This is a genomic window from Nocardia sp. NPDC058058 (assembly GCF_042885355.1).
Taxonomy (GTDB): Bacteria; Actinomycetota; Actinomycetes; order Mycobacteriales; family Mycobacteriaceae; genus Nocardia.
The window spans coordinates 390,203-409,161 of sequence record NZ_JBHVSA010000001.1 but is presented as its reverse complement, the minus strand read 5'-3'; the positions used below and the strand labels follow the sequence as shown (position 1 = coordinate 409,161).

Genomic DNA, 18,959 nt, shown 5'->3' with positions numbered 1-18,959 from the left:
GACGAACAAGAGAACATTCGGCATACGCAGGCAGGGGCCCCCAAAAGGGGCCCCGCAGCCTGTATCCGTAAGTCCCTATTCTTCGATCAGAGCGCGTCGGCGATCTCCGCCAGCAGTTTGCGGGAACGCTCCGGCGCCTCGGCCTGCACACTCAGCTGATCCATGACCTGGCGATAGAGCTCCAGATCCGCCCGGCGATCCAGGTAGAGCGCGCTGGTCAGCTGCTCCAGGTAGACGATATCGGGCAACTCCATCTCCGCGAAGCGGAGCATCGTGAACGAACTGCCCGCTGCCGCATGGCCTCCCGCGGTGTACGGCAGGATTTGAATGGTCACATTCGGCAGCTTCGACAGTTCGATCAACTGATGGATCTGATCGCGCAGCACGGCCGCGCCACCCACCGGACGGTGCAGCACGGCCTCGTCGAGCACCGCCCAGAAGCTGGGCGCGCTCGGGCGGGTCAGCAGCTCCTGGCGGTGCCGGCGCAGCGATACGCGCCGCTCACCGTCTTCGTCATGTCCGAGTGCGACGATGGAGCGGGCGTAATCGGGGGTCTGCAATAGGCCCGGAATCAGCTGTCCCTCATAGGTTCTGATGGACTTGGCCGCGTACTCCAGACCCAGATAGGTCTCGAACCACTGCGGCAGCAGATCACTGTAGCGATGCCACCAGCCGGGTTCATTCGCCTTGCGCACCAGATCAAGGAACTGTTCGCGCTCTCCGAGATCGTCGACCTTGTAAAGGGTCAACAGGTCTCGGATATCGCGCTCCTTGAATCCGGTACGCCCGAGCTCGAGGCGACTGATCTTGGCATGAGAGCCGCGGATGTGTTCACCGGCGGCTTCCCTGGTGATGCCGTTCTCTTCCCGCAACTTTCGTAGCTGCCCGCCCACTGCGATACGCAAAGCGGTCGGGCCACGGTCTACGACAGCGGAATTCGCCCGACCGTGAGGAACGGGTTCTGCGATCATGGGGTCCACTCCGATGCTCGGGTTTTCCGGCAGTGGGCCACAACCGCAACCGCAACGTCGCGTACCACCGCGCCGATTGCCAATGCTACCGCTCAGAGAGCGAGATCGTCGAACTCTCCGCTCTTGGCGCCCAACAGGAAGCATTCGATCTCGGGGCGGGTGTAGACCAGTACCGATCCTTCAGGATCACGAGAGTTTCGCATGGCTACCTCGCCGTTCGCCAGTTTCGCGAGTTCCACGCAGTTACCGCTCGGGTTGCTGAAAGTGCTCTTGCGCCAAGCGAGTTGAGCAACGTCGATGTCGATATGGGTTGCCGGATTGTCCATCATTTCAGACTCCTTGCCAGTACCACCCGTGAGTGGTGTCCCAGTACTTGCAAATGTTCGGTCAAATGTTCTTACAGTTGCAACCGCAAGTAGACGATAGCACGCGGGTAGCCCGCCATCGATCCCTTGATTTCCGTGAATCCTTTGCAACACAACACCTTTGATCTTGGTCAACGGCGTGGCGATGCGAAGTTGTGAAGAAAATCAGACATTTCGTACCGGACGGTCTGCACCGATAAGGCGCGTGAGGTCTTCAGACTCACGCAGGGCAATCTCTGGCGAACACCCCGGCCATCCCCCGAGTCAGGCAAAGCGGATGCTTCGATCTACAGCACCCATCCACTGACGGGCGGAATAGCGAAAGGTTGCCGGCCGCCCGAAACCGCCCCCGCGCGGTATGACAGGGTGGCCGCGAGGTCCCCGCCACCATTCCGGACATTCCGTCACAGTGGTGGCTGGCGCGTAAACCCATACGCCCCAACAACACCGAACCGGACCAATCTCACCGACACGCCCGCTCGAACGTACAGATGCACTTGCATCTGCTCCTTGCAGCCTCATAAACTTCGGTACAACCATTCACCCTCGGCCAGAGGCATCCAATGACACAGATGCTCGCCCGCAGCAACGACCTTTCCGGTGATGACTGCGAAATCGAACCGCGCGGTCTGAATTATCGCCGGGCCCGGACCATTCTGCGCGCACATGATCAACACTTCGCCTGCCGGCAGTATCTGGCGGCCATCGCCTATCTCTCCGCGGATAATGACGTGGACTGAATGCGTGAGCGAGTGACGCGGAACAACTGAATTCTCTTGCGCAATACGGGCTCCGGCGGGTACTCCGGATAGGAAACCGCCGTCACGTGGAAGAGCGCCGAGATGATTCTTACTGCCGCGCACGACCTGCTGGCCCAGGACTATCTGGCCCAAGTGTTCAACCCCACGCCCGAAACACCGCCCGTCGCAGACAAACTGCTGCGCCTGGTCCGCTATTTCACCTGGTTCGTGCTGCTGGCCGGGGTACTCGCCATCATCTACGCGGGCGGCCGGTTCGCCTGGGAGAAGTGGAGCGGCGGTGCGCTCACCGCACCGAAACAGATTGCGGGAGCGCTGGTCGGCGGCATTATCGCGACCAGCGCGGGCACCATCATGAACGCCGTCATCGGGCAGTAGCTCGGCCGGAAACCCGTACGGCACAACAACGCCGGGCCGGTCTCGTCGTCTCAGACGAAACCGGCCCGGCGTCGTATATCCCGGATGGATCACGCCGTGGCGGCGTGCACCGTTTCTTCCACGTCCGCGATGGCGCCGGACAATTCCTCGAATCGGGCGATCACCTTCTGGTGGTAGAGCCCGAACAGATCCTCGAACAGCGCCAGCTGCGCTTCGCTCGGCCCGCTGTCCGATTCCCACACCGCGACCAGTGCGCGCCAGACCAGCACGTGCAGATCCGGCGATACCGCGAAGTAGGCCTGCACCGCCTCGGGCACCTCGAGCACCATCTCGCCGATGGAGTTGAGCACCGCCCGCTGCATGCCGTGCCCGAGCGCGGTGAGCAACCGCCGCAGCAGGTTCAACTCGATGCGCAGCATGCGATGCGGATTCGGATCCGCGCTGCGCGCAAGGGTTTCCAACTCGTCGATATCGGCCTTGAGTTCGCTCGGATCTACCGCGCGTTCACTGCCGGTGTAGGCGAGCAGCGCCTCCAGGGCGATACCGCGCTCCTCCTCGACAATGTTGCCGAACATCTCCGCGGCCACCTCGGGCTCGGGCATGGAGAGCCGGAACAGTCTCCGGTACACATCCACACCGCCCTCGGCGCGCACATCGCGGATCACGAATCCCTTGCCGCGGTGCGCGTCCACGAAGCCGTACGACTCGAGCCGTCCCAGAATCAGTTGCGCTGTCGCACGATTCAGATCGAACTCGTCGGCCACCTGTCGAACGGACGGCATGAGTCCACCGGGCGTGTACTGCCCGGATGCCACCCGCCGTGCCAATTCGTCGGCGACGTCGGCGACGACCGTCCGGTCTCCCATCGTGTCACCTCTCCACATTCTGATTCACGTCCCAGACAGTGTATGTGTTCAGTCGGACAACTGCACAAGTGTTCGCACTGCCCATATCAGCCAGTGACACAATTTTGTCGGTCTAGGTACTGCCGGATTTCGCCAATAGGTCCGAAATGGTGACAAAGGTGTACCCGCGGGCCTTCAATCCGGCGGCAATCGGCCCGATGGCGGCCAGTGACGCCGCCCCCGATTCGTACATGGCGTGCAGCAGGATGATCGACCCCGGGCGCACTCGCGCCAGCGTCTCGGTCACGATCTGCTCGGTGGTCGGGCGCTTGCCGGAGTCCGGCTCCACATCCCACATGACCGTGGTGCGGTCGTGGTCGGACAGATACATGGGCAGTCCGAGGAGTTTCTTGCCATTGGGCGGACGCACCGTGATCGTGCCCGCGTAGCCGGTCTTCGCGATCTCGGCATCGGTGCGCTCGATCTCATCGCGTACGGTGCCCGGGCCGACCAGGATCATCCGCCGGTGCGTATAGGTGTGATTGCCGATCTCGTGACCCGCCCGCGCGATGGCCGCGCCCTGCTCCGGATGGGCGGCGAGTTCGGAACCGATGAGATAGAAGGTGGCCGGAATTCCGGCGTCCGCCAGGGCTTTCAACAGCTGCGGCGTGCGTTCGGTGGGCCCGTCGTCCAGGGTCAGCGCCACCACCGGCCGATCGGTGTCCACCCGGGGCACGATTCGCCCGGCCACCTGATAGGTGCGCGAATTCATCAGTACGTAGAGCCCGGCCGCGGTCAGCAGCAGGATCACAGGGCCCAGGACCGAAACCGGGAACAGCCTGCGGCGCATGCGAACTCCTTACGCGTCGGAATCGGCGGCGGTCCGCTCCAGGTGCGTGCCCCAGTGTCCGGCCCACTGCCACAACGGTTTCAGGGCCGCCGCGAGTTCCTTACCGGCGGTGGTCAATTCATATGACTTGTCCGCCTTCTTGACCGCCACCCCGGCTTCGGTCAAGCGCTGCATGCGCACCGAGAGCATGCTCGACGAGCAGTTGCCCATGCGGCGGCGCAGCTCCAGGAATCCGAGCGGGCCGGGTTCGAGCTCCCAGACCACGCGCAGCATCCAGCGCTGGCCGAGCAGTTCCATGGCGGCCAGTGCGGGGGCGGGTGGTGCGCTTGCGCTTCTCATTCAGAACCACCATATTGATTCTAAATCAGAAGCACTCGTCGGGGTCGAAGGGACGCATATGAAGCGAATAGTGTTGATCACCGGTGCATCTCGCGGCATCGGCGCGGAGACGGCCCGGGTGCTGGCGGCACGCGGGGACCACGTCGTCATCAACTACCGCGAGAAGCGCAAGCGCGCGGAAACCATCGCGGCGGAGATCGCGGCGGCCGGGGGCAGTGCGTCGGTCGCGGGCGCGGATATCAGCGACCCGGACAGCGCCGCGGCCTTGATCGATGGCGTCGTGGCCGAGTTCGGCCGCCTGGACGTGCTGATCCTGAACGCCTCCGGCGGCCTGGAACGCGATGCCGATCCGGGCTATGCCATGCGACTGAACCGAGACGCCCAGGCCGGACTGGTCGATCTGGCGCTCCCGCACCTACCCGGGGGCGGGCGCCTGGTCTTCGTCACCAGCCATCAGGCGCACTTCTCCCCCACCCGCCCGGTTCCCACCGGTTATGAACCCATCGCCGCGAGCAAGCGCGCGGGCGAAGACGCGCTGCGCGCCCTGATTCCCGAATTCGACCGCCGTGGAATCACTTTCACCGTCGTTTCCGGTGACATGATCGACGGCACCATCATCGTCCGGCTGCTCGAGCGCCGCGATCCGGAGGCCGTCACCGCCCGTCGTGAGCACGGCACACTGCCCACCATCGAGGATTTCGCGACCGCGATAGCCGACGCCACCACCGCTCCCGCGCCGGAAAACCACACCGTCTACGTCGGCGGCCAGGACTTTCCCGTCCTCACTCCATCGCCGTAGCCATCGAGGCGGGGTCAGCGCGCGTCGGCCGCCAGTCCGATGCCGAGGCCGATCAGCACGGCCGCCAGGGCCCGCTCGACCCGCTGCCGGATCTCGGTGCGCCGCAGCCAGTTTCCGGCTCGATCGGCGGCCAGCACCACACCCACGCACCAGGCCGTATCGATGACGAGCTGGATCGCGGCGAGAATGACGACCGTGGGCAGCACCGGACCTGCGGTCGGCAGGAACTGCGGCAGGATGGTCAGGCCGAATACCGCCGCCTTGGGGTTGGCCGCGATCGAGACCAGTGATGCGCGAAATGCCGCCGCCGGGGTATGCCCGCCCGGAAGTACCGAGGTCAGCGCCGCACCGAAGGCATCCTCACCCTGCGTCCGACGCGCACCGCGGGCACTGCGCCACGCCTGCACACCCAGCCAGATCAGCACCGCCGCGCCGAGAATATGAATACCCACGCTCAAGAAGTGGTTGGCGACCAGCAGTGCCGACAGCCCGGCCCCACCCGCCAGCGTCCACCCGAAAACGCCGATCTCGTTTCCCACCACCGCCGCCAGCCCCGCCCTGCGACCATCGCGCACCGATCGTTGGAGGAACAGCGCGGTGGCCGGACCGGGCAGGGCGGCCAGAATCAGGCAGGCGAGCAGGAAGGCGGGCAGGACTTGGACCCAGTGCGGCATCAGCCGATGCTGACACGCCCGCCCACCCACCGCCACCGGATTAGGTTCACCCGCTCGGGATCGGCGCGCGCCGTGCGTGCGACGGGGGCGAGTAGGTTCGGAATGGGATGCGGGTTCATTCCCGCGGGGCCGGTTTCGGTGGAGGAGGTGCGCGGTGGTCGACGATGTGGAGAAGCGGTGGCGCGATCCGCGGACCTTTCGGCGGGCGGCACGCTACGTGGTGATCGTGCTGGCGCTGACCGCCGTGGTGGCCGCGGCGGCCCTGGTGTGGGCGGCCGCGCGACCGCGATGCCTGGACGCGGACACCATGCTCTGCGATACCGCCGCGAAATTGACGGTGGGGCTGGGTCCCGGATTGGTGTTGCTGTTCGGGGGTATCGGTGCGTTCGTGCTGACCCTGCGCGAGTGGCGGGCCGGCGGGGTGTGGCCGATCTGGCAGGGCGCGGGCTGGTTCCTCTTCACGCTGATGGTCGTGTATCTGACCATCGCGGGCGGATCCGCCTGAGCTGTCAGACGGGACAGCCGGCGATGCCGTCGGCGGAGGCATCGTGGTGGTCGAACGGGGTGCCGTGAATTCCGGCGCGGGCGGCCAGGAAGCGCGCGATGCGAATATTGCGCCCCCAGAACGGATCCGAGCCCGCCGTGCGGCGAATCATGCGGCGGCGAGCACCCGGTAGTCGATCATCGAGTGCGCGCAGGCGGACCGCCGCGGTGGTGGCGAGCGCGGTGGCACCGGCCCATGGTCGAACCGGTACATCGCGAAGCGGGGTGTCCGCCAACAGGGTTCGCACAAGCGGTTCGCTGCTGTAGAACGCCAGCGCCCCGACCAGCGGTGCGGTGGCGGCGATGCGGGCCCGGCCCGGCAGCGAGCGATCGGCGAAGGCGCGGGTCGCCGCACCGGCCATGGCGGCGGTGCGCTCGGGCGCGACACCGGCGGTGGCGACCATATAGTCGACCATTTCCATACCTTCGGCCGCCGAGCGCGGGATGAGCTCATCGGCCACGCCGAAGCAGTACGCGATATAGGCCCAGTAGTGCATGACGGCATCGAGTTGCTTTGTCGTGCGGCGTCTTCCGTGCACATGGTCGAAGCAGATCGGGGTCAGGCCGAAGGTGACGGCCGCGCCCATGGTGGTGGCATTGGAGATCGGGTTGCCGTGCGAGGCGAAATGCTCGGTGCCCCAGCGGCGGCGCAGCATGGCCCGCACCTGGGCGTGCATGAGCCGCACCCGCACGGTGTCGTGCAGGATGGGCGAGCGGCGTTCGAGCGCGCCGGGCGCGGTGACGCTGCCGAACCAGACCGAGGTTTCCAGGTTGCGGCGGTACGGATCTCGCACGAAGCGCCCCGTCTCCCCCACCGCCGAGGCGACCTCCGCGCCGACGAAGGTGCCCATGAAATCCTGTACGCCCATGGCCATTTTCCCGGCGGTGGAGACATCGACCCAGAGTCGGCGCCCGTGTTCCCACAGGTCCGGGTCGTACCACTGCGGCGGATTGTCGATCCGCGCGAAGAGATTCACCAGTGCGGCGGGCGGCTCGTCGACGCTGTCGATGCCGTGCGCCAGCGCCTGATTCAGCATGCGCCGCCCACCGGCCGCACCCGGGCGGCGGAAGGCGGCGACCACCGCGTCCATCGGTTCATCGCCCTGCCAGAGGTGATCGGCCATGAGGCGGGTGCGCGGGGTCTCACGGGGTTCGCGGAACACCGGCATCCACGGCGAGAGCATGGCCTTGCGCGGTTCGTACCAGAGGTCCGAGGCGATCGCACGCGACGGCGGCGGCCGCAGTGGCATACCCGGGCGGTAGTAGTAGTCGTAGGGGTGCGTGGTCGCGGGCTGGGAATCGGTCGATGGCCGCATTGCTCAAAACCCTGTCAGCTGACGGAATTTGGTGACCGAGCCGGCGCCGGGATCGGCGTGGACGGGGCAGTAGTGCTTGGGGTCGCCGCGCTGTTCGGGTGCGGGCCAGAGCGCGCGCGGCGCTTCCGGTGGCGGTAGTGCGCCCGGTCGTTTCCCGGCGACGCGGCGGCGGGCGGCGCGAATGCGCGGGAAGGCGTAGTTCACCTCGGCCGGGGTGATCCGATTGGCCGCCGACAGCGCCCGGCACAGCCGGTCGAAGAGCCGTTGATCGCGCGCGGTCCAGGTGAAACCCATGGTGCGGCGAATGGCGGGATCGCACAGTCCGACGGTGACGAATTTGACCAGTCGCCCGCCGCCGGGCCGAATCAGTTTCTTCCACAGTGGTTCCGGGAGTCGCCGCAGTACCGGGAACGGCGGGACGGGCGCGTTGTCGATCAGGTTGAACACATCCCACGCGGCCCCGGTGGGTTCGAGGGTGTCCCGGCACATATCGCGCCAGTACCGCTGGAAGGCGGGCCAGGATTGCGGCACCACCCGCATGCTGATGCCGTACAGCTCGTACCAGCGGTAGTGCTCCTGCCAGAGTTGTTCGCGCTCTTGCGCACTCAGCCCGCCCATGAAGAGTTCGCCCGCGCGCAGGGTCTGTACGAAGAACACCGCGTGCGCCCAGTAGAAGGTCTCCGGATCGAGGGCGTGATAGCGACGCCCCTGAGCGTCGACGCCTTTGATCTCGCGGTGGTATCCGACGATTTCGCGCGCGGTGCGCCGGGCGTGCGGTCCGTCGAAGACCACCCCGAGAATCGGGTAGGCCGAACGCAATACGCGCTGATACGGCTCGCTCGCGATGTCGGAATGGAATTCGACGCCGGCGCCGAGTCCCGGATGCATGTTCTGCACCATGCCCATGAAGAATCCGGTCGGCGCGTAATACAGCGACCCGAAGATTCGCCACGTCAGCGAATCCGGTCCCAGCGGTTCGGGTTCGAGGCGCGGGTCGCTTCCGGCCTCGGCGTGTGTCACCATGGCCACAGGCTGACACGAATAATTACTCGCATTCAATTCGCGTTCCGAACCGCAGTGGAAATGACATGCCACCGAAACGACACGTCCAGAAATCGCCTGCCGCACCCCGGAAATCACCGCGGCAGGAGCGTTCGCGCGCCATGGTCGGGCGCATCGTGGACGCGGGCGAACGAGTGCTCATCGCGCACGGTTACGACGGCTGCTCGACCAATCGCATCGCCGAGACGGCGGGTATCAGTCCCGGATCGCTGTACCAGTACTTCCCGAACAAGGACGCGGTGGTGGCGGCGGTCATCGAGCGCTATACCGGCGTGGTCGCCGAACGGGTGCGCGCCCGGGTGGTGGCGAATATGACCCGTGACCCGGAAATCGCGGTGCCGGAAACCATTTCCGAACTGCTGGACGCCCTGGGCACCCATCGTGAACTGCTGCGCGCGGTGGTGGAGCAGACGCCGCGGCTGTCCTCCGGGGCCACGGTGCTGGCCTTCGAACAGCAGATCGGTGAGCTGGCGCGACTCGGGTTGTCGATGCGCTCGCGCACGGTCCCGGCCGATGTGGATTTCGACGCGGCCGCGTGGATGCTGGTGCGCGCGGTCGAACATCTGACCATTCGCTACCTGCTCGATGATCCGCCGATCCCGCGCGAACGCTTCCTGGCCGATATCACCCGCCTGGTGCTCAATTACTTTCGCGAGCCGCGACCGCGAGCCGAACGCGAGTAATCCGGCCGCGCGGTAGCACCCTGGTCATTCCGGCAGGGCGAGCAGCAGCTCGACGGCGCGGGACGCGCTCTGCGCCGCGCTCTCCATGGTGGCGGACCAGTCGGTGCGGGTCCAGTCGCCCGCGAGCACCAGCGACGGGATCGAGGTGCGCTGTCCGGGGCGCAGACCGTCGGTCCCGACCACCTGGGAGAAGGTGGCGCGCGGCATCGGAACCACCTGCGCGTACAGCACTTCGGCATCGGCGGCGGCCGGATAGTAGCGGCGCAGCAGGGCCATCTGCTCGTCCACCACCTCGTGACTGGGTTTGTGCACCTGCCCGTAGGCCCCGCTGGTGGTCAGGCAGTACAGCCAGCCGTGTTCGGTGCCGCGGCCGTGCATGCGCTGACGGTCGAAGACCTGGTCGATGACGTCGGCCCCGCCGATGAGCGCCTCCATCGCGCCCTCGGTGCCGAGCGGACGATCCAGGTACAGGTTGGTGCTGACGATCGGGGTGTACCCCAATTTATCGGCGGCCGAATAGATCTCATCGTGTTCGGGCAGCTCGTCCAGCAGTCCGCCGAGATAGGAGTTGGGCACCGCGCACACCACCGCATCGGCCGCGATGACATCACCGTCGGCGAGCGTCACGCCGGTGACAGCGCCCTTCTCGATCCGAATCCGCCGTGCCACAGCGCGATAGCGCACCTGGACGCCGTGCCGTTCGAAGACCCGGTGCGCCCCGGTGACGAACAGCGTATCGAGATCGGTGGTCGGATAGCCGATGCTGACCGCCCGGCGATGCTTGACGCCCAGGCGAATTCCGGTGGCGAGCACATCGGCGAAGACCTTCGCCGATTCCTGGCGCACCGGTTCGGCGGCGATGCCCAGTGCCAGCCAATCCCACAGCGCCTCGCGCGCGGTGGCGGGCATGCCGAGCCGCCGGAACCATTGATCGGTGGTGAGATCCGCCAGATCGGCGGGCTGGCGCAGGCTTTGCCAGCCCATGCGCGCGGTGGCGACCGCGGCCCGGGCCCGATCGCCCGCGCTCGCATCGGGATGCGCGCCGAGCAGCGATCGCAGGGCCTGAAAACCCTTGGTGCCCATGGTGGTGGTGCGCCCGCCGGGCCAGCGCAGTACGCCCCGGTGCGGGAATTCCACGTAGTCGCGGGTGCCGACGCTGGTCAGATATCGGAACAGATGGTCATAGCCGCTGGCGATGACATGTTGCCCGTTATCCGGAATATCGTGCAGCGCGGGCACTTCGAGCGCGTGCGTGCGCCCGCCGAGCCGGCCGCGCCGCTCCAGCAGTGTGACTCGTTTACCGGCCTCGGCCAGCCACACCGCGGAAGCCAGGCCCGCGAGCCCGCCTCCGATCACCACATACTGTCGCGGATCGTTCATGCGCGCTCCCGGAGCAATTGCCTTCTGCTGGCAAGGTAGTCCTCCGGGAGCGCCGACATGCCGTGTTCGGTTGAAACGTGTTGCTGTTTAAACGCTTTCGCGCTGCCCGTGACGCCGCGTCAGCAGCGGATACGCGATGCACACCAGTGCGCCCCAGACCACGCCGACCACCACCGCGGTACGTCCCGATTCGGTGAAGAACAGCAGCACCACGACCAGCGCCAGGAACGCCAGCGCCACCGCGGAGGTGACGGGCGCACCGGGCAGCCGGTAATCGCTGGCCGGAAGCAGCCCGGCCCGCACCCGGGCGCGATAGATCATGTGGCACACCAGGATCACGCCCCAGACGAAGATGATGCCGATGGTGGACACCGAGGTGACGTATCCGAACGCCTTCTCCGGTGAGAAGTAGTTCACGCCGACGCCGATCACCATGACCGCCGCCGATACCGCGATACCGACCGCGGGCACCGACCGGGAACTCAACTCGCCCAGCGCCTTCGGGGCCTCATCGCGCTGGGCCAGGCTGCGCAGCATGCGCCCGGTGGAGTAGATCCCCGAATTGCAGGAGGACAGCGCCGCGGTCAGCAGCACGAAGTTGATGATGGCGGCCGCGCCGGGAATGCCGATCTGCTCGAACACCTCCACGAACGGGCTGCGACCGGAATGGAAGGTGCGCCAGCTGGACACCGACATGATGACGATGAGCGCGCCTATGTAGAACAGGCCGATGCGGAACGGCAGCGTATTGATCGCCTTGCGCAGCGTCTTCTTCGGATCGCGGGCCTCACCGGCGGTCACGCCCACCAGTTCCACACCGACGTAGGCGAACAGCACGATCTGCAGCGCCAGCAGCGCCTGGCTGAACCCGTTCGGGAAGACCCCGCCGTCGTTCCACAGATTGCTCACCGTCGGATTGGCGGCGTGGCCGAACCCGAATATCAAGACGCCGATGCCGATCAGGATCATGGCGATGATGGCGGTGACCTTGATGGTGGAGAACCAGAACTCGCCCTCACCGAAGAGTTTCACCGACACCAGGTTCGCCACGAACATGACCCCGAGCACCACCAGCGCGGTCACCCACTGCGGGATGTCGAACCAGTACTGCACGTACTTACCGGCCACGGTGATCTCGGCCATGCAGGTGGCGACCCAGACCGCCCAGTAGGTCCAGCCGGTGGCGAAGCCCGCGAAGCGGCCCAGGAATTCATTCGCGTATTCGGCGAAGCTGCCGGTGACCGGCCGATAGGTGAGCAGTTCGCCCAGCGCCCGCATGATGACGAAGATGGCCAGGCCCGCGGCGAGATAGGCCAGAATGAGTGCGGGACCGGCCTGTTCGATGGCGCCGCCCGCGCCGTAGAACAATCCGGTCCCGATGGCCCCGCCGATCGCGATCATCTGGATGGTGCGCGGGGATAGTCCGCGCGAATAGCCCTCGTCGGTGGTGGCCGCGCCGGTCTCGGTGACCCGCGCCTGCCTGTCCGATGCAGTCATACGTTCCTTCCACGAGCGAGCGGCCACACCGCGCAGCGGCGTGGTTCACACCGCGTCACGTGGGCCGCGCCGAGCTAACCGGCGGGTTGCCGCACTCGGTCCAACGGCGTGTCACGCTACCGCAGAGGTATCGCCCGTCACAGGCCGCAGGCCGCCGGCGCTGGTGAGGACGATGCGGGACCTACCGATCGGTAACCCTCAGCCCGTCCAGATCGTCGACCAGTTCGAGCCCGGTGACGATCTCGGTCTCGATCCGAATGACATGGTCCATCGGCATATTGATCCACGGGTCCAGCAGCGTCTCGTAGCGCTGCACCTGTTCGGGATCCATCACCACCCGGGCCACACCGGTGACGATGACGCTCCAGCCGCGCCGGGTGCGCTCGTCGAAGTCGTCGGCCTCGTACGCGACGATCTGCCCGTCACCTCGCAGCAGACTTGCGCCAAGATTGGCTCGCACCACAACAGCGTCCGGTTCGACAATATGGTTCACGGGCCTGATGATCGGAAGTCCGCGGCGCGAGAAAACGATTCGGCCGTATTGTGCGCTTGCCAACCGCTCGAGTGAATCGGGAGCCGAGAGCTCGCGCAGCTTTCGTGACCCTTCACCGCCCATTCCTCCGATTGTGGTCGCTTCCGCGGAATTTCGCCAATTGTGTTGCCGCAACGCAATGTTCATAGGGCGCACTCAGTGCACCGGAGGCACTTCCACCTGCACCGGAGCCTTGTCCGTGCGTAAACCTTTCCAACTCGGCATGCGTAACCGGGCCCCGGCGAATTCGCGATACTGCACATCGCCCACCAGGATCGGATCCACCCAGCGCCAGCGGCCCGCCGCGGCTTCCGGCGGTGCGGGCTCGAAAGGGCTTGCCGCCAGCTCGATTTCATCGAGGGTGCGGCGAATAATGCGCCGGGCGGTCTGGGTGAAACCGGTGCCGACATTGCCGATGTAGACGAATCGACCGGTCTCGTCGTACGCGCCGACCACGAGTGAACCGAACGTGGGGGCCATCGCGCCGGTGCCCGGCGTCCAACCGGCAACCACCACTTCGGTGCTGCGCCGCAGCGGTGTCTTGATCCAGGCGGGCGATCGGCGGCCGGGCAGATACACCGAATCGACACGCTTGGACACGATGCCCTCGAGGTGATGATCCTGGGCGGCACTCAGCAAACTGTCCGCGTCGACATCGAGCCAGTGCGGCGGGGCGGAGAGCGGTGTGGTGAATTCGAGTCCGGCCAGGATCTCGCGGCGTGTCAGATACGGCTCGCGCATGACGTCGCGATCCCCCAGCGTGAGGACGTCGAAGGCGAAGAACCGCACCGGAACCTCCGCGACGAGCTGTTCGCCCGGCCGCGCCACATGCATGCGCCGCTGCAACAGTCCGAAGGAGGGCGCGCCGTCCGGCCGCTGTGCCACGATCTCGCCGTCCAGGATCAGAGATCCGTTACCCGCCAAGGTTTTCAGGGCGATCACCAACTCCGGATAGGACGAGCCGACGGCATTGCCGTTGCGGCTGTAGAGCGCGCACTCCCCCGCCGCGCACACCGCGATGATCCGCACCCCGTCCCATTTCATCTCCACCGCCCACCCCGGCTCATCCGGCGGTGTGCCGCCGACCGCCAGCATGGGGGCGGGAACACCGGACAGCGGCCAGGCCACGGCGGGCCGCTACCCGCGCCGACAATCGGGCGATAGGGACATGTCCCGGAGTTTGCCGCTCGATTGCCATTCCGGGCGGGCGACCCGCCGTGAGCGATCCCTTCGTTACCGCGCGACCGCGCTACTGCGCCGATATGCCCTGCTGGCGCAATACGTCCAGCACCTCGCCGTAGCTCAGCGAGGAGTTCACGGTCAGTGTCTCCGAGGATTTGTCGGAGTTCACCGCGCTGGTCGAGTCCAGCCCGCGCAGTGCGCGTTCGGCCTGATCGGCATCGGCGGAGAAATGCGGGAGTTGGAATGTGTAGGCGCTCATACTGTCTGCCTTCCGGGTGGTTTACGCGAACACTTTCGCAATGACCGGCGAGCCGCGCGGCAAACCCCGGCGTGCCGCCCCACCAAACCCGGACAACCCCGCGTCCTGCGGGTTTGTTGTGCCGCGGCGCGGGAATAGCGAGACTATGTTCACCATCATCGGGCTCATCGCGCTGGTCGCGGCCGTGGCCGTAGGGGTCGCGGGGATAGTAGCCAACAGCGGCGAAAGCCATCTGCTCTCCGGCGGTTTCACCGTCTTCGGCCACACCTACACGGGTTCCTCGGGCCTACTTTTCGCGTACGGCATCCTCATCGGCGCCGTCGGTACCTGCGGGCTCATCATGCTGCTGGCGGGCACCTGGACCACCTCCCGGCGCGGTATCGCCGCACGCCGGGACCTGAGACAGTCGCGGCGCGAAATGGCCGCCGCGCGAAAGGAATTCGGTAGCCCCGTACCGGAAGCGCCGCCCGTCAAGCCGGTGGCGGCGAAGCCGGTGATGGCGAAGCCGGCGCCTGCCGCGGCACCCGCGCAGCAGCAGCCGCAGTGGTCGATGAACCGCTTCCTGCGCCGGCCTACGGCCGATAACCCGGCCAACCCCGCAACAACCTCCAAATAGGAAATCGTCATGATTGTTCTCGGACTCATCCTGCTCGTCATCGGCTGGCTCGTCGGCATTCCGCTGCTGACCACCCTCGGCATCATCGTCCTGGTGGCCGGTCTGGTGCTCTGGGCGCTCGGCTCGGTCGGCCGTCCGGTCGGCGGCAGGCGCTGGTATTACTAACCCTCATTGACAGCATTGACAGCTCGCGACCGCCGCGAGGCCCATCCGATAACGTCACCACCATGACGGTGACTGTGCTCGTTCCGGATGATTACGGCCTCGCGGCGGTCGCGCGTCTGGAGGGCGTGCGGGCATTGCGTTTCCGGCTCGGGGAGCCGTTGCCCGCCGGGGCACAGGACGCCGAGGTGCTGGTGCCGGGATTCCTGGTCGGTCCCGAAGCGGTGCATATGACCTGGGAGCTGCCGAAACTGCGGCTGGTGCAATTGCTCACCGCGGGTGCGGAGGCCTGGGTCGGGAAGGTGCCCGAGGGGGTCATGCTCTCGATCGCGCGCGGCGCGCACGGGGCCAGCACCGCCGAGTGGGCGATGACCGGATTACTCACGGTGTACCGGGAATTCATCGAGTTCGCGGCGGCGCAGCGCGAGCACCGGTGGACCCAGCATCAGACCGACACCCTGTCCGGTAAGCGGATTCTGATCATCGGCGCGGGCGATCTGGCCAATGAGCTGGAGCGCAAACTCATCGCGTTCGACGCCGAGGTCGCCAAGGTCGGCACCCGGGCGCGCACGGGTGTGCACGGGGTGGATGAATTGCCCGGGCTGCTGGGCGATTTCGACGCCGTGGTGCTGATGGTGCCGGTGACCGCCGCGACCACCGGCATGGTGGACGCCGCGTTCCTGGCCCGAATGGCCGACGGCGCGATCCTGGTCAACGCGGCGCGCGGTCCGGTGGTGCGCACCGACGCCCTGCTGGCCGAGCTCGAAAAGGGCCGTCTGCGTGCGATTCTCGATGTCACCGACCCAGAACCGCTGCCCGCGGGGCATCCGCTCTGGGACGCGCCGGGCGCGCTCATCACCCCGCATGTCGGCGGCAGCAGCCGGGGCGGTCAGCAGCGCGGCTGGGCCATCGCGGTCGAGCAGATCGGCAGATATCTCGCGGGTGAGGCGCCGCGGCATCTGGTGCACGGCGAATACTGAACCGCGCCCGGATATCTCGCGATCAGAGGCTGTCCTTACCGATCGGCCGGTTGATCGAACGCCACTCGCGTTCCCAGCGCGAATTGCGCCGGGTCTCCAGCACGGTTCCGGTGATCCACACCGTTGCCGCCGCGGCACACCAGCTTTCGACCAGAATGGCGAGTCCGGTCCCGACCCCCTCGGCGGCGGCCGCACCCGGCCGGGCGGGGGCGACGGTGGGGTTGCCGTCATTGCCGATCCACAGCGGCACCGTGCTGCCCGTGGTCTGCGGGCCGGGGACGTCGATGGTCGCGATCATGGTGTGGCCGTCGTGATTCCAGGTCGCGGGCGCCTGATACCGGTCCTGATGCACGCCGTATCGATCGGCCGCGGGCAGGCGCAGCGCCTCCCCGGTGAGCGTGGCGTCGACATGCTCCTTACCCGCGTCCTGTGCCGCGATTCGAGCCGCCGCGCCGGTATAGCTCACGGTCCCGATCGCGCCCGATACCGGCACCGCCACCACCACGGCCGCCACCGCCAGCGCCCGGACGATCACTTCGAATCGATCCGAAAACCGCATGAGCGGATTGGGATTCCACGGCCGAACCCGCCAGGCCCGCACCGACGTGGGAGGACTCTCCGACACCAGGACCACCTCCTCCACGGTGTCGCACTACCTTGATATCGGTAGCCATACCCACTCTGATACCCCCTGAAAAGCGGATTGTCCAGCGGGAACTCAGATTCGGCGCGCCGAGCGGACGATCGGCGCGCCCGGGCCCGCGCACAGCGGCGTGACCGGGTGCGGCGCGCGGATCACCACCCTGTTCCTGATTCCGGCCCCGCATCGAGCGGCCGATCCCCCGACGGACGTGACCACCACATACCCTCGCCCCGGGTCAGACCCGGCAATCGCTGTTCGGCGGCACGCACGCGGCGTGCGGGCAGGCTTCCGGTGAGCCGCCAGCCGGTCGTAGCCGCCACGGTGTCCCGAATGTCCGCGCCCAGTTCGGCCAGACAGGCGATGACCGGGGCGAGGGCATCGGCGGGAATCTCGGCGTCGAAGGCGTGGCAGGGCTCGTAGATCCGGGTGCCCGCGGCGGCGAGGGCGCGGGCGAGTACCACCGGTGTCAGCGCACGGAAGTCGCCGGCGGTACTGAGCGGGCCCACGAAACCCGAACGGGTCAGGGTGACAACACAATCGGTGACCGGCCTGCCGTGCGGTCCGGTGCGCAACGCGCCGTGCACGGATTCCTCGATGGCGCAGTGGAAGGCGTGCGGTAGCGCGCCGAGTTCGGTCTCATACCCGAACGCGGTGCCGGATCCGGTGGGCGCGGGTTCGACGCGCAGTCCGATGGTGGCCCACCAGCCACCGGGACTCGGTGCGCGCCGACCCATCTCCTCGCATGCTTCGCCGATGCCGAGCGGACGGTCGAAGTAAGCGGGGCGGACGGCGTCGAAGATCGCGGTGATGCCGTACTCCTGCGCCAGCGTCGCGGCGATGATCTCCTGCTGGATCTCGCCGTACAGCAGGAGTTCGGTGCCGCCACCGGGTGCCGCGACCGCGTGGATCAGGGGGTCCAGTTCGGCCAGCTGCCGCAGGGCCAGGTGCAGGCGCGCCGCCGCGCCCGGATCGGCGGGCCGGACCACGGTCCGAAAGGTAGGTGCGGGAAAGTGCTGCGCGGCATCGTTTTTCGAGCCTGCTTCCGGGTCCTGTTCCGGGCCGTCGGCACCGAGCCGGTCTCCCACCCGTAGTTCGGCCGGACCGCTGATTCGCGCGATGCCGCCCGCTCGCAGCCGCGTTGCCTCGGGCTGCCCGATTACCTCGAGCGCCGTGATCCGAGCTGTATAGGAGCTGTCGGCGTCACCGGGGTCGCGCCGCCGCATGGTCACCCGCTCGCGCGGGGCCACCGTCCCGGCGAACAGTCGTAGGTAGGCGGTCTTGGCGCCGGACGGTCCGCGTTCCAGTGCGAAGACGATGCCCCGGGGATCGGCGGAATCGCTGTCGGGGTGCGGGCGCAGCAGGGCGGTCATACCGTCGATCAGCGCGCCGACGCCGGTACCGCTGATCGCCGAACCGAAGTACACCGGGTGGGTGCGGCCCGCGTCGATGCTCGCGGCCAGGGCGGTCCACAGTTCGGCGGGCGTCGGGTCCGGTCCGTCGGCCAGGCGATCCAGCCAGACATCATCGGTCTCGGCGAGCGTTTCCAGCAGGCGAGCGGTGAAGTCCGGGGCGTGCGCCGGGATCGCGAGCGCGCGGGCCGATCGGGTGCCCGGATCACGCACCTCGGTCATGGCGAGGATATGCGGCGTCAGTCGGCGCCGGATATCGTCGAGCAGCTCGTCGCGGCGAGCGCCGCGCCGATCGATCTTGTTGACGAAAAGGAGGACCGGCAGCCGCATTTCGCGCAGCGTGCGCATCAGTCGACGCGTGTGCGCCTGGACGCCCTCCACCGCGGAGAGCACCAGCACCGCGCCGTCGAGCACGGTCAGCGCGCGATCCACTTCCGCGATGAAGTCGGAGTGCCCGGGTGTGTCGACCAGATTGACCTGTACCTCGTTCGCGGTGAAGGACACCACCGAGGAGCGCACGGTGATACCGCGCTGTCGTTCGATCGCGCCGGTATCGGTACGTGTATTGCCCGCGTCGACGGCACCGAGGGTGTCGATGACACCGGTGTCGAACAGCAGGCGTTCGGTCAGGCTGGTCTTGCCGGCGTCAACATGCGCCAGGATGCCGATATTGAGGGTGTGCCGAATATGCATGGGTGTCGAAGTCCTCGAAAGTC

At 66.9% G+C, this 18,959-nt stretch carries 23 protein-coding genes; 8 read left to right on the top strand and 15 right to left on the bottom strand.

The genetic code is table 11. The annotated features are described in order from the left end of the window. Nucleotides 1–86: 86 nt before the first annotated feature. Together ACFVUS_RS01810 and ACFVUS_RS01805 are read right to left on the bottom strand one after the other, a co-directional pair. A complete protein-coding gene (locus ACFVUS_RS01810) occupies nucleotides 87–971 on the bottom strand; it encodes a helix-turn-helix domain-containing protein (RefSeq protein ID WP_375966998.1) in 885 nt (294 codons plus the stop codon). 92 nt (nucleotides 972–1,063) lie between these two features. Further along, nucleotides 1,064–1,300, bottom strand: a complete 237-nt coding sequence (locus ACFVUS_RS01805) for a DUF397 domain-containing protein (RefSeq protein WP_387761229.1) — start codon at nucleotides 1,298–1,300, stop codon at nucleotides 1,064–1,066. A gap of 608 nt (nucleotides 1,301–1,908) precedes the next feature. On the opposite strand from ACFVUS_RS01805, the gene ACFVUS_RS01800 reads away from it, so the two are divergent. Both ACFVUS_RS01800 and ACFVUS_RS01795 read left to right on the top strand, forming a co-directional pair. Then, on the top strand, nucleotides 1,909–2,076 hold the full coding sequence (locus tag ACFVUS_RS01800; RefSeq protein ID WP_387761228.1) for a hypothetical protein: 168 nt from the start codon (nucleotides 1,909–1,911) through the stop codon (nucleotides 2,074–2,076). A 102-nt stretch (nucleotides 2,077–2,178) separates the two neighbouring features. After that, nucleotides 2,179–2,472, top strand: coding sequence for a hypothetical protein (locus ACFVUS_RS01795; RefSeq protein WP_387761227.1), 294 nt, complete (start codon nucleotides 2,179–2,181; stop codon nucleotides 2,470–2,472). A gap of 89 nt (nucleotides 2,473–2,561) precedes the next feature. On the opposite strand, the gene ACFVUS_RS01790 is transcribed toward ACFVUS_RS01795, so the two are convergent. From ACFVUS_RS01790 to ACFVUS_RS01780, 3 genes are all read right to left on the bottom strand, one after another. Further along, nucleotides 2,562–3,338: a GntR family transcriptional regulator gene (locus tag ACFVUS_RS01790; RefSeq protein WP_387761226.1), complete on the bottom strand. Its 777-nt coding sequence runs from the start codon at nucleotides 3,336–3,338 to the stop codon at nucleotides 2,562–2,564. Nucleotides 3,339–3,450: 112 nt separating this feature from the next. After that, entirely contained in the window at nucleotides 3,451–4,167 is a 717-nt protein-coding gene (locus ACFVUS_RS01785) for a polysaccharide deacetylase family protein (RefSeq protein ID WP_387761225.1), read from the bottom strand. Nucleotides 4,168–4,176: 9 nt separating this feature from the next. Then, nucleotides 4,177–4,506: a winged helix-turn-helix transcriptional regulator gene (locus ACFVUS_RS01780; RefSeq protein ID WP_387761224.1), complete on the bottom strand. Its 330-nt coding sequence runs from the start codon at nucleotides 4,504–4,506 to the stop codon at nucleotides 4,177–4,179. A gap of 58 nt (nucleotides 4,507–4,564) precedes the next feature. On the opposite strand from ACFVUS_RS01780, the gene ACFVUS_RS01775 reads away from it, so the two are divergent. Next, entirely contained in the window at nucleotides 4,565–5,305 is a 741-nt protein-coding gene (locus ACFVUS_RS01775; RefSeq protein ID WP_387761223.1) for an SDR family oxidoreductase, read from the top strand. Between the two features lie 14 nt (nucleotides 5,306–5,319). Here the strand turns inward: ACFVUS_RS01775 and ACFVUS_RS01770 are convergent, their stop codons facing one another. After that, nucleotides 5,320–5,979, bottom strand: coding sequence for a LysE family translocator (locus ACFVUS_RS01770; RefSeq protein ID WP_387761222.1), 660 nt, complete (start codon nucleotides 5,977–5,979; stop codon nucleotides 5,320–5,322). Between the two features lie 154 nt (nucleotides 5,980–6,133). Here ACFVUS_RS01770 and ACFVUS_RS01765 point away from each other — a divergent pair, with 154 nt between their 5' ends. Then, a complete protein-coding gene (locus ACFVUS_RS01765; protein WP_387761221.1) occupies nucleotides 6,134–6,484 on the top strand; it encodes a hypothetical protein in 351 nt (116 codons plus the stop codon). A gap of 4 nt (nucleotides 6,485–6,488) precedes the next feature. Here the strand turns inward: ACFVUS_RS01765 and ACFVUS_RS01760 are convergent, their stop codons facing one another. Both ACFVUS_RS01760 and ACFVUS_RS01755 read right to left on the bottom strand, forming a co-directional pair. Next, nucleotides 6,489–7,838: an oxygenase MpaB family protein gene (locus ACFVUS_RS01760; RefSeq protein WP_387761220.1), complete on the bottom strand. Its 1,350-nt coding sequence runs from the start codon at nucleotides 7,836–7,838 to the stop codon at nucleotides 6,489–6,491. Nucleotides 7,839–7,841: 3 nt separating this feature from the next. Then, on the bottom strand, nucleotides 7,842–8,861 hold the full coding sequence (locus ACFVUS_RS01755) for an oxygenase MpaB family protein (RefSeq protein WP_387761219.1): 1,020 nt from the start codon (nucleotides 8,859–8,861) through the stop codon (nucleotides 7,842–7,844). A gap of 65 nt (nucleotides 8,862–8,926) precedes the next feature. On the opposite strand from ACFVUS_RS01755, the gene ACFVUS_RS01750 reads away from it, so the two are divergent. Further along, nucleotides 8,927–9,583, top strand: coding sequence for a TetR/AcrR family transcriptional regulator (locus tag ACFVUS_RS01750; RefSeq protein WP_387761218.1), 657 nt, complete (start codon nucleotides 8,927–8,929; stop codon nucleotides 9,581–9,583). 24 nt (nucleotides 9,584–9,607) lie between these two features. Here ACFVUS_RS01750 and hpnE read toward each other — a convergent pair whose 3' ends face one another. The 5 genes from hpnE to ACFVUS_RS01725 all read right to left on the bottom strand — a co-directional run bounded on the left by hpnE (nucleotide 9,608) and on the right by ACFVUS_RS01725 (nucleotide 14,433). Then, nucleotides 9,608–10,963 (bottom strand): hydroxysqualene dehydroxylase HpnE, encoded by a 1,356-nt coding sequence (gene hpnE / locus ACFVUS_RS01745; protein WP_387761217.1) that lies wholly within the window; start codon nucleotides 10,961–10,963, stop codon nucleotides 9,608–9,610. 87 nt (nucleotides 10,964–11,050) lie between these two features. After that, nucleotides 11,051–12,460 carry an amino acid permease gene (locus ACFVUS_RS01740; RefSeq protein WP_387761216.1) on the bottom strand — a complete coding sequence of 470 codons (1,410 nt, stop codon included), beginning with the start codon at nucleotides 12,458–12,460 and terminating at the stop codon, nucleotides 11,051–11,053. Between the two features lie 181 nt (nucleotides 12,461–12,641). Then, entirely contained in the window at nucleotides 12,642–13,076 is a 435-nt protein-coding gene (locus ACFVUS_RS01735; protein ID WP_387761215.1) for a pyridoxamine 5'-phosphate oxidase family protein, read from the bottom strand. Nucleotides 13,077–13,148: 72 nt separating this feature from the next. Next, nucleotides 13,149–14,120 (bottom strand): non-homologous end-joining DNA ligase, encoded by a 972-nt coding sequence (ligD, locus tag ACFVUS_RS01730; protein ID WP_387761214.1) that lies wholly within the window; start codon nucleotides 14,118–14,120, stop codon nucleotides 13,149–13,151. A gap of 121 nt (nucleotides 14,121–14,241) precedes the next feature. Continuing rightward, on the bottom strand, nucleotides 14,242–14,433 hold the full coding sequence (locus tag ACFVUS_RS01725; RefSeq protein ID WP_387761213.1) for a hypothetical protein: 192 nt from the start codon (nucleotides 14,431–14,433) through the stop codon (nucleotides 14,242–14,244). Between the two features lie 145 nt (nucleotides 14,434–14,578). Here ACFVUS_RS01725 and ACFVUS_RS01720 point away from each other — a divergent pair, with 145 nt between their 5' ends. The 3 genes from ACFVUS_RS01720 to ACFVUS_RS01710 all read left to right on the top strand — a co-directional run bounded on the left by ACFVUS_RS01720 (nucleotide 14,579) and on the right by ACFVUS_RS01710 (nucleotide 16,191). Then, complete coding sequence (locus ACFVUS_RS01720; RefSeq protein ID WP_387761212.1) at nucleotides 14,579–15,049, top strand: hypothetical protein; 471 nt, start codon at nucleotides 14,579–14,581, stop codon at nucleotides 15,047–15,049. A gap of 9 nt (nucleotides 15,050–15,058) precedes the next feature. Next, entirely contained in the window at nucleotides 15,059–15,214 is a 156-nt protein-coding gene (locus tag ACFVUS_RS01715) for a hypothetical protein (RefSeq protein ID WP_387761211.1), read from the top strand. A 62-nt stretch (nucleotides 15,215–15,276) separates the two neighbouring features. Next, nucleotides 15,277–16,191 carry a 2-hydroxyacid dehydrogenase gene (locus ACFVUS_RS01710; RefSeq protein ID WP_387761210.1) on the top strand — a complete coding sequence of 305 codons (915 nt, stop codon included), beginning with the start codon at nucleotides 15,277–15,279 and terminating at the stop codon, nucleotides 16,189–16,191. Nucleotides 16,192–16,213: 22 nt separating this feature from the next. Here the strand turns inward: ACFVUS_RS01710 and ACFVUS_RS01705 are convergent, their stop codons facing one another. Beyond that, nucleotides 16,214–16,816 (bottom strand): hypothetical protein, encoded by a 603-nt coding sequence (locus tag ACFVUS_RS01705; protein WP_387761209.1) that lies wholly within the window; start codon nucleotides 16,814–16,816, stop codon nucleotides 16,214–16,216. Between the two features lie 170 nt (nucleotides 16,817–16,986). Beyond that, complete coding sequence (locus ACFVUS_RS01700; RefSeq protein WP_387761208.1) at nucleotides 16,987–18,936, bottom strand: GTP-binding protein; 1,950 nt, start codon at nucleotides 18,934–18,936, stop codon at nucleotides 16,987–16,989. Nucleotides 18,937–18,959: the final 23 nt, after the last annotated feature.

Bases quoted from the DNA above. Each gene is read 5' to 3' on its own strand.
- ACFVUS_RS01805 (WP_387761229.1), bottom strand. From the start codon at position 1,300: ATGATGGACAATCCGGCAACCCATATCGACATCGACGTTGCTCAACTC.
- ACFVUS_RS01755 (WP_387761219.1), bottom strand. From the start codon at position 8,861: ATGGTGACACACGCCGAGGCCGGAAGCGACCCGCGCCTCGAACCCGAA.
- ACFVUS_RS01750 (WP_387761218.1), top strand. From the start codon at position 8,927: ATGCCACCGAAACGACACGTCCAGAAATCGCCTGCCGCACCCCGGAAA.
- ACFVUS_RS01800 (WP_387761228.1), top strand. From the start codon at position 1,909: ATGCTCGCCCGCAGCAACGACCTTTCCGGTGATGACTGCGAAATCGAA.
- ACFVUS_RS01790 (WP_387761226.1), bottom strand. From the start codon at position 3,338: ATGGGAGACCGGACGGTCGTCGCCGACGTCGCCGACGAATTGGCACGG.
- ACFVUS_RS01700 (WP_387761208.1), bottom strand. From the start codon at position 18,936: ATGCATATTCGGCACACCCTCAATATCGGCATCCTGGCGCATGTTGAC.
- ACFVUS_RS01770 (WP_387761222.1), bottom strand. From the start codon at position 5,979: ATGCCGCACTGGGTCCAAGTCCTGCCCGCCTTCCTGCTCGCCTGCCTG.
- ACFVUS_RS01760 (WP_387761220.1), bottom strand. From the start codon at position 7,838: ATGCGGCCATCGACCGATTCCCAGCCCGCGACCACGCACCCCTACGAC.
- ACFVUS_RS01725 (WP_387761213.1), bottom strand. From the start codon at position 14,433: ATGAGCGCCTACACATTCCAACTCCCGCATTTCTCCGCCGATGCCGAT.
- ACFVUS_RS01715 (WP_387761211.1), top strand. From the start codon at position 15,059: ATGATTGTTCTCGGACTCATCCTGCTCGTCATCGGCTGGCTCGTCGGC.
- hpnE (WP_387761217.1), bottom strand. From the start codon at position 10,963: ATGAACGATCCGCGACAGTATGTGGTGATCGGAGGCGGGCTCGCGGGC.
- ACFVUS_RS01710 (WP_387761210.1), top strand. From the start codon at position 15,277: ATGACGGTGACTGTGCTCGTTCCGGATGATTACGGCCTCGCGGCGGTC.
- ACFVUS_RS01810 (WP_375966998.1), bottom strand. From the start codon at position 971: ATGATCGCAGAACCCGTTCCTCACGGTCGGGCGAATTCCGCTGTCGTA.
- ACFVUS_RS01785 (WP_387761225.1), bottom strand. From the start codon at position 4,167: ATGCGCCGCAGGCTGTTCCCGGTTTCGGTCCTGGGCCCTGTGATCCTG.
- ACFVUS_RS01795 (WP_387761227.1), top strand. From the start codon at position 2,179: ATGATTCTTACTGCCGCGCACGACCTGCTGGCCCAGGACTATCTGGCC.
- ACFVUS_RS01720 (WP_387761212.1), top strand. From the start codon at position 14,579: ATGTTCACCATCATCGGGCTCATCGCGCTGGTCGCGGCCGTGGCCGTA.
- ACFVUS_RS01735 (WP_387761215.1), bottom strand. From the start codon at position 13,076: ATGGGCGGTGAAGGGTCACGAAAGCTGCGCGAGCTCTCGGCTCCCGAT.
- ACFVUS_RS01740 (WP_387761216.1), bottom strand. From the start codon at position 12,460: ATGACTGCATCGGACAGGCAGGCGCGGGTCACCGAGACCGGCGCGGCC.
- ACFVUS_RS01780 (WP_387761224.1), bottom strand. From the start codon at position 4,506: ATGAGAAGCGCAAGCGCACCACCCGCCCCCGCACTGGCCGCCATGGAA.
- ACFVUS_RS01775 (WP_387761223.1), top strand. From the start codon at position 4,565: ATGAAGCGAATAGTGTTGATCACCGGTGCATCTCGCGGCATCGGCGCG.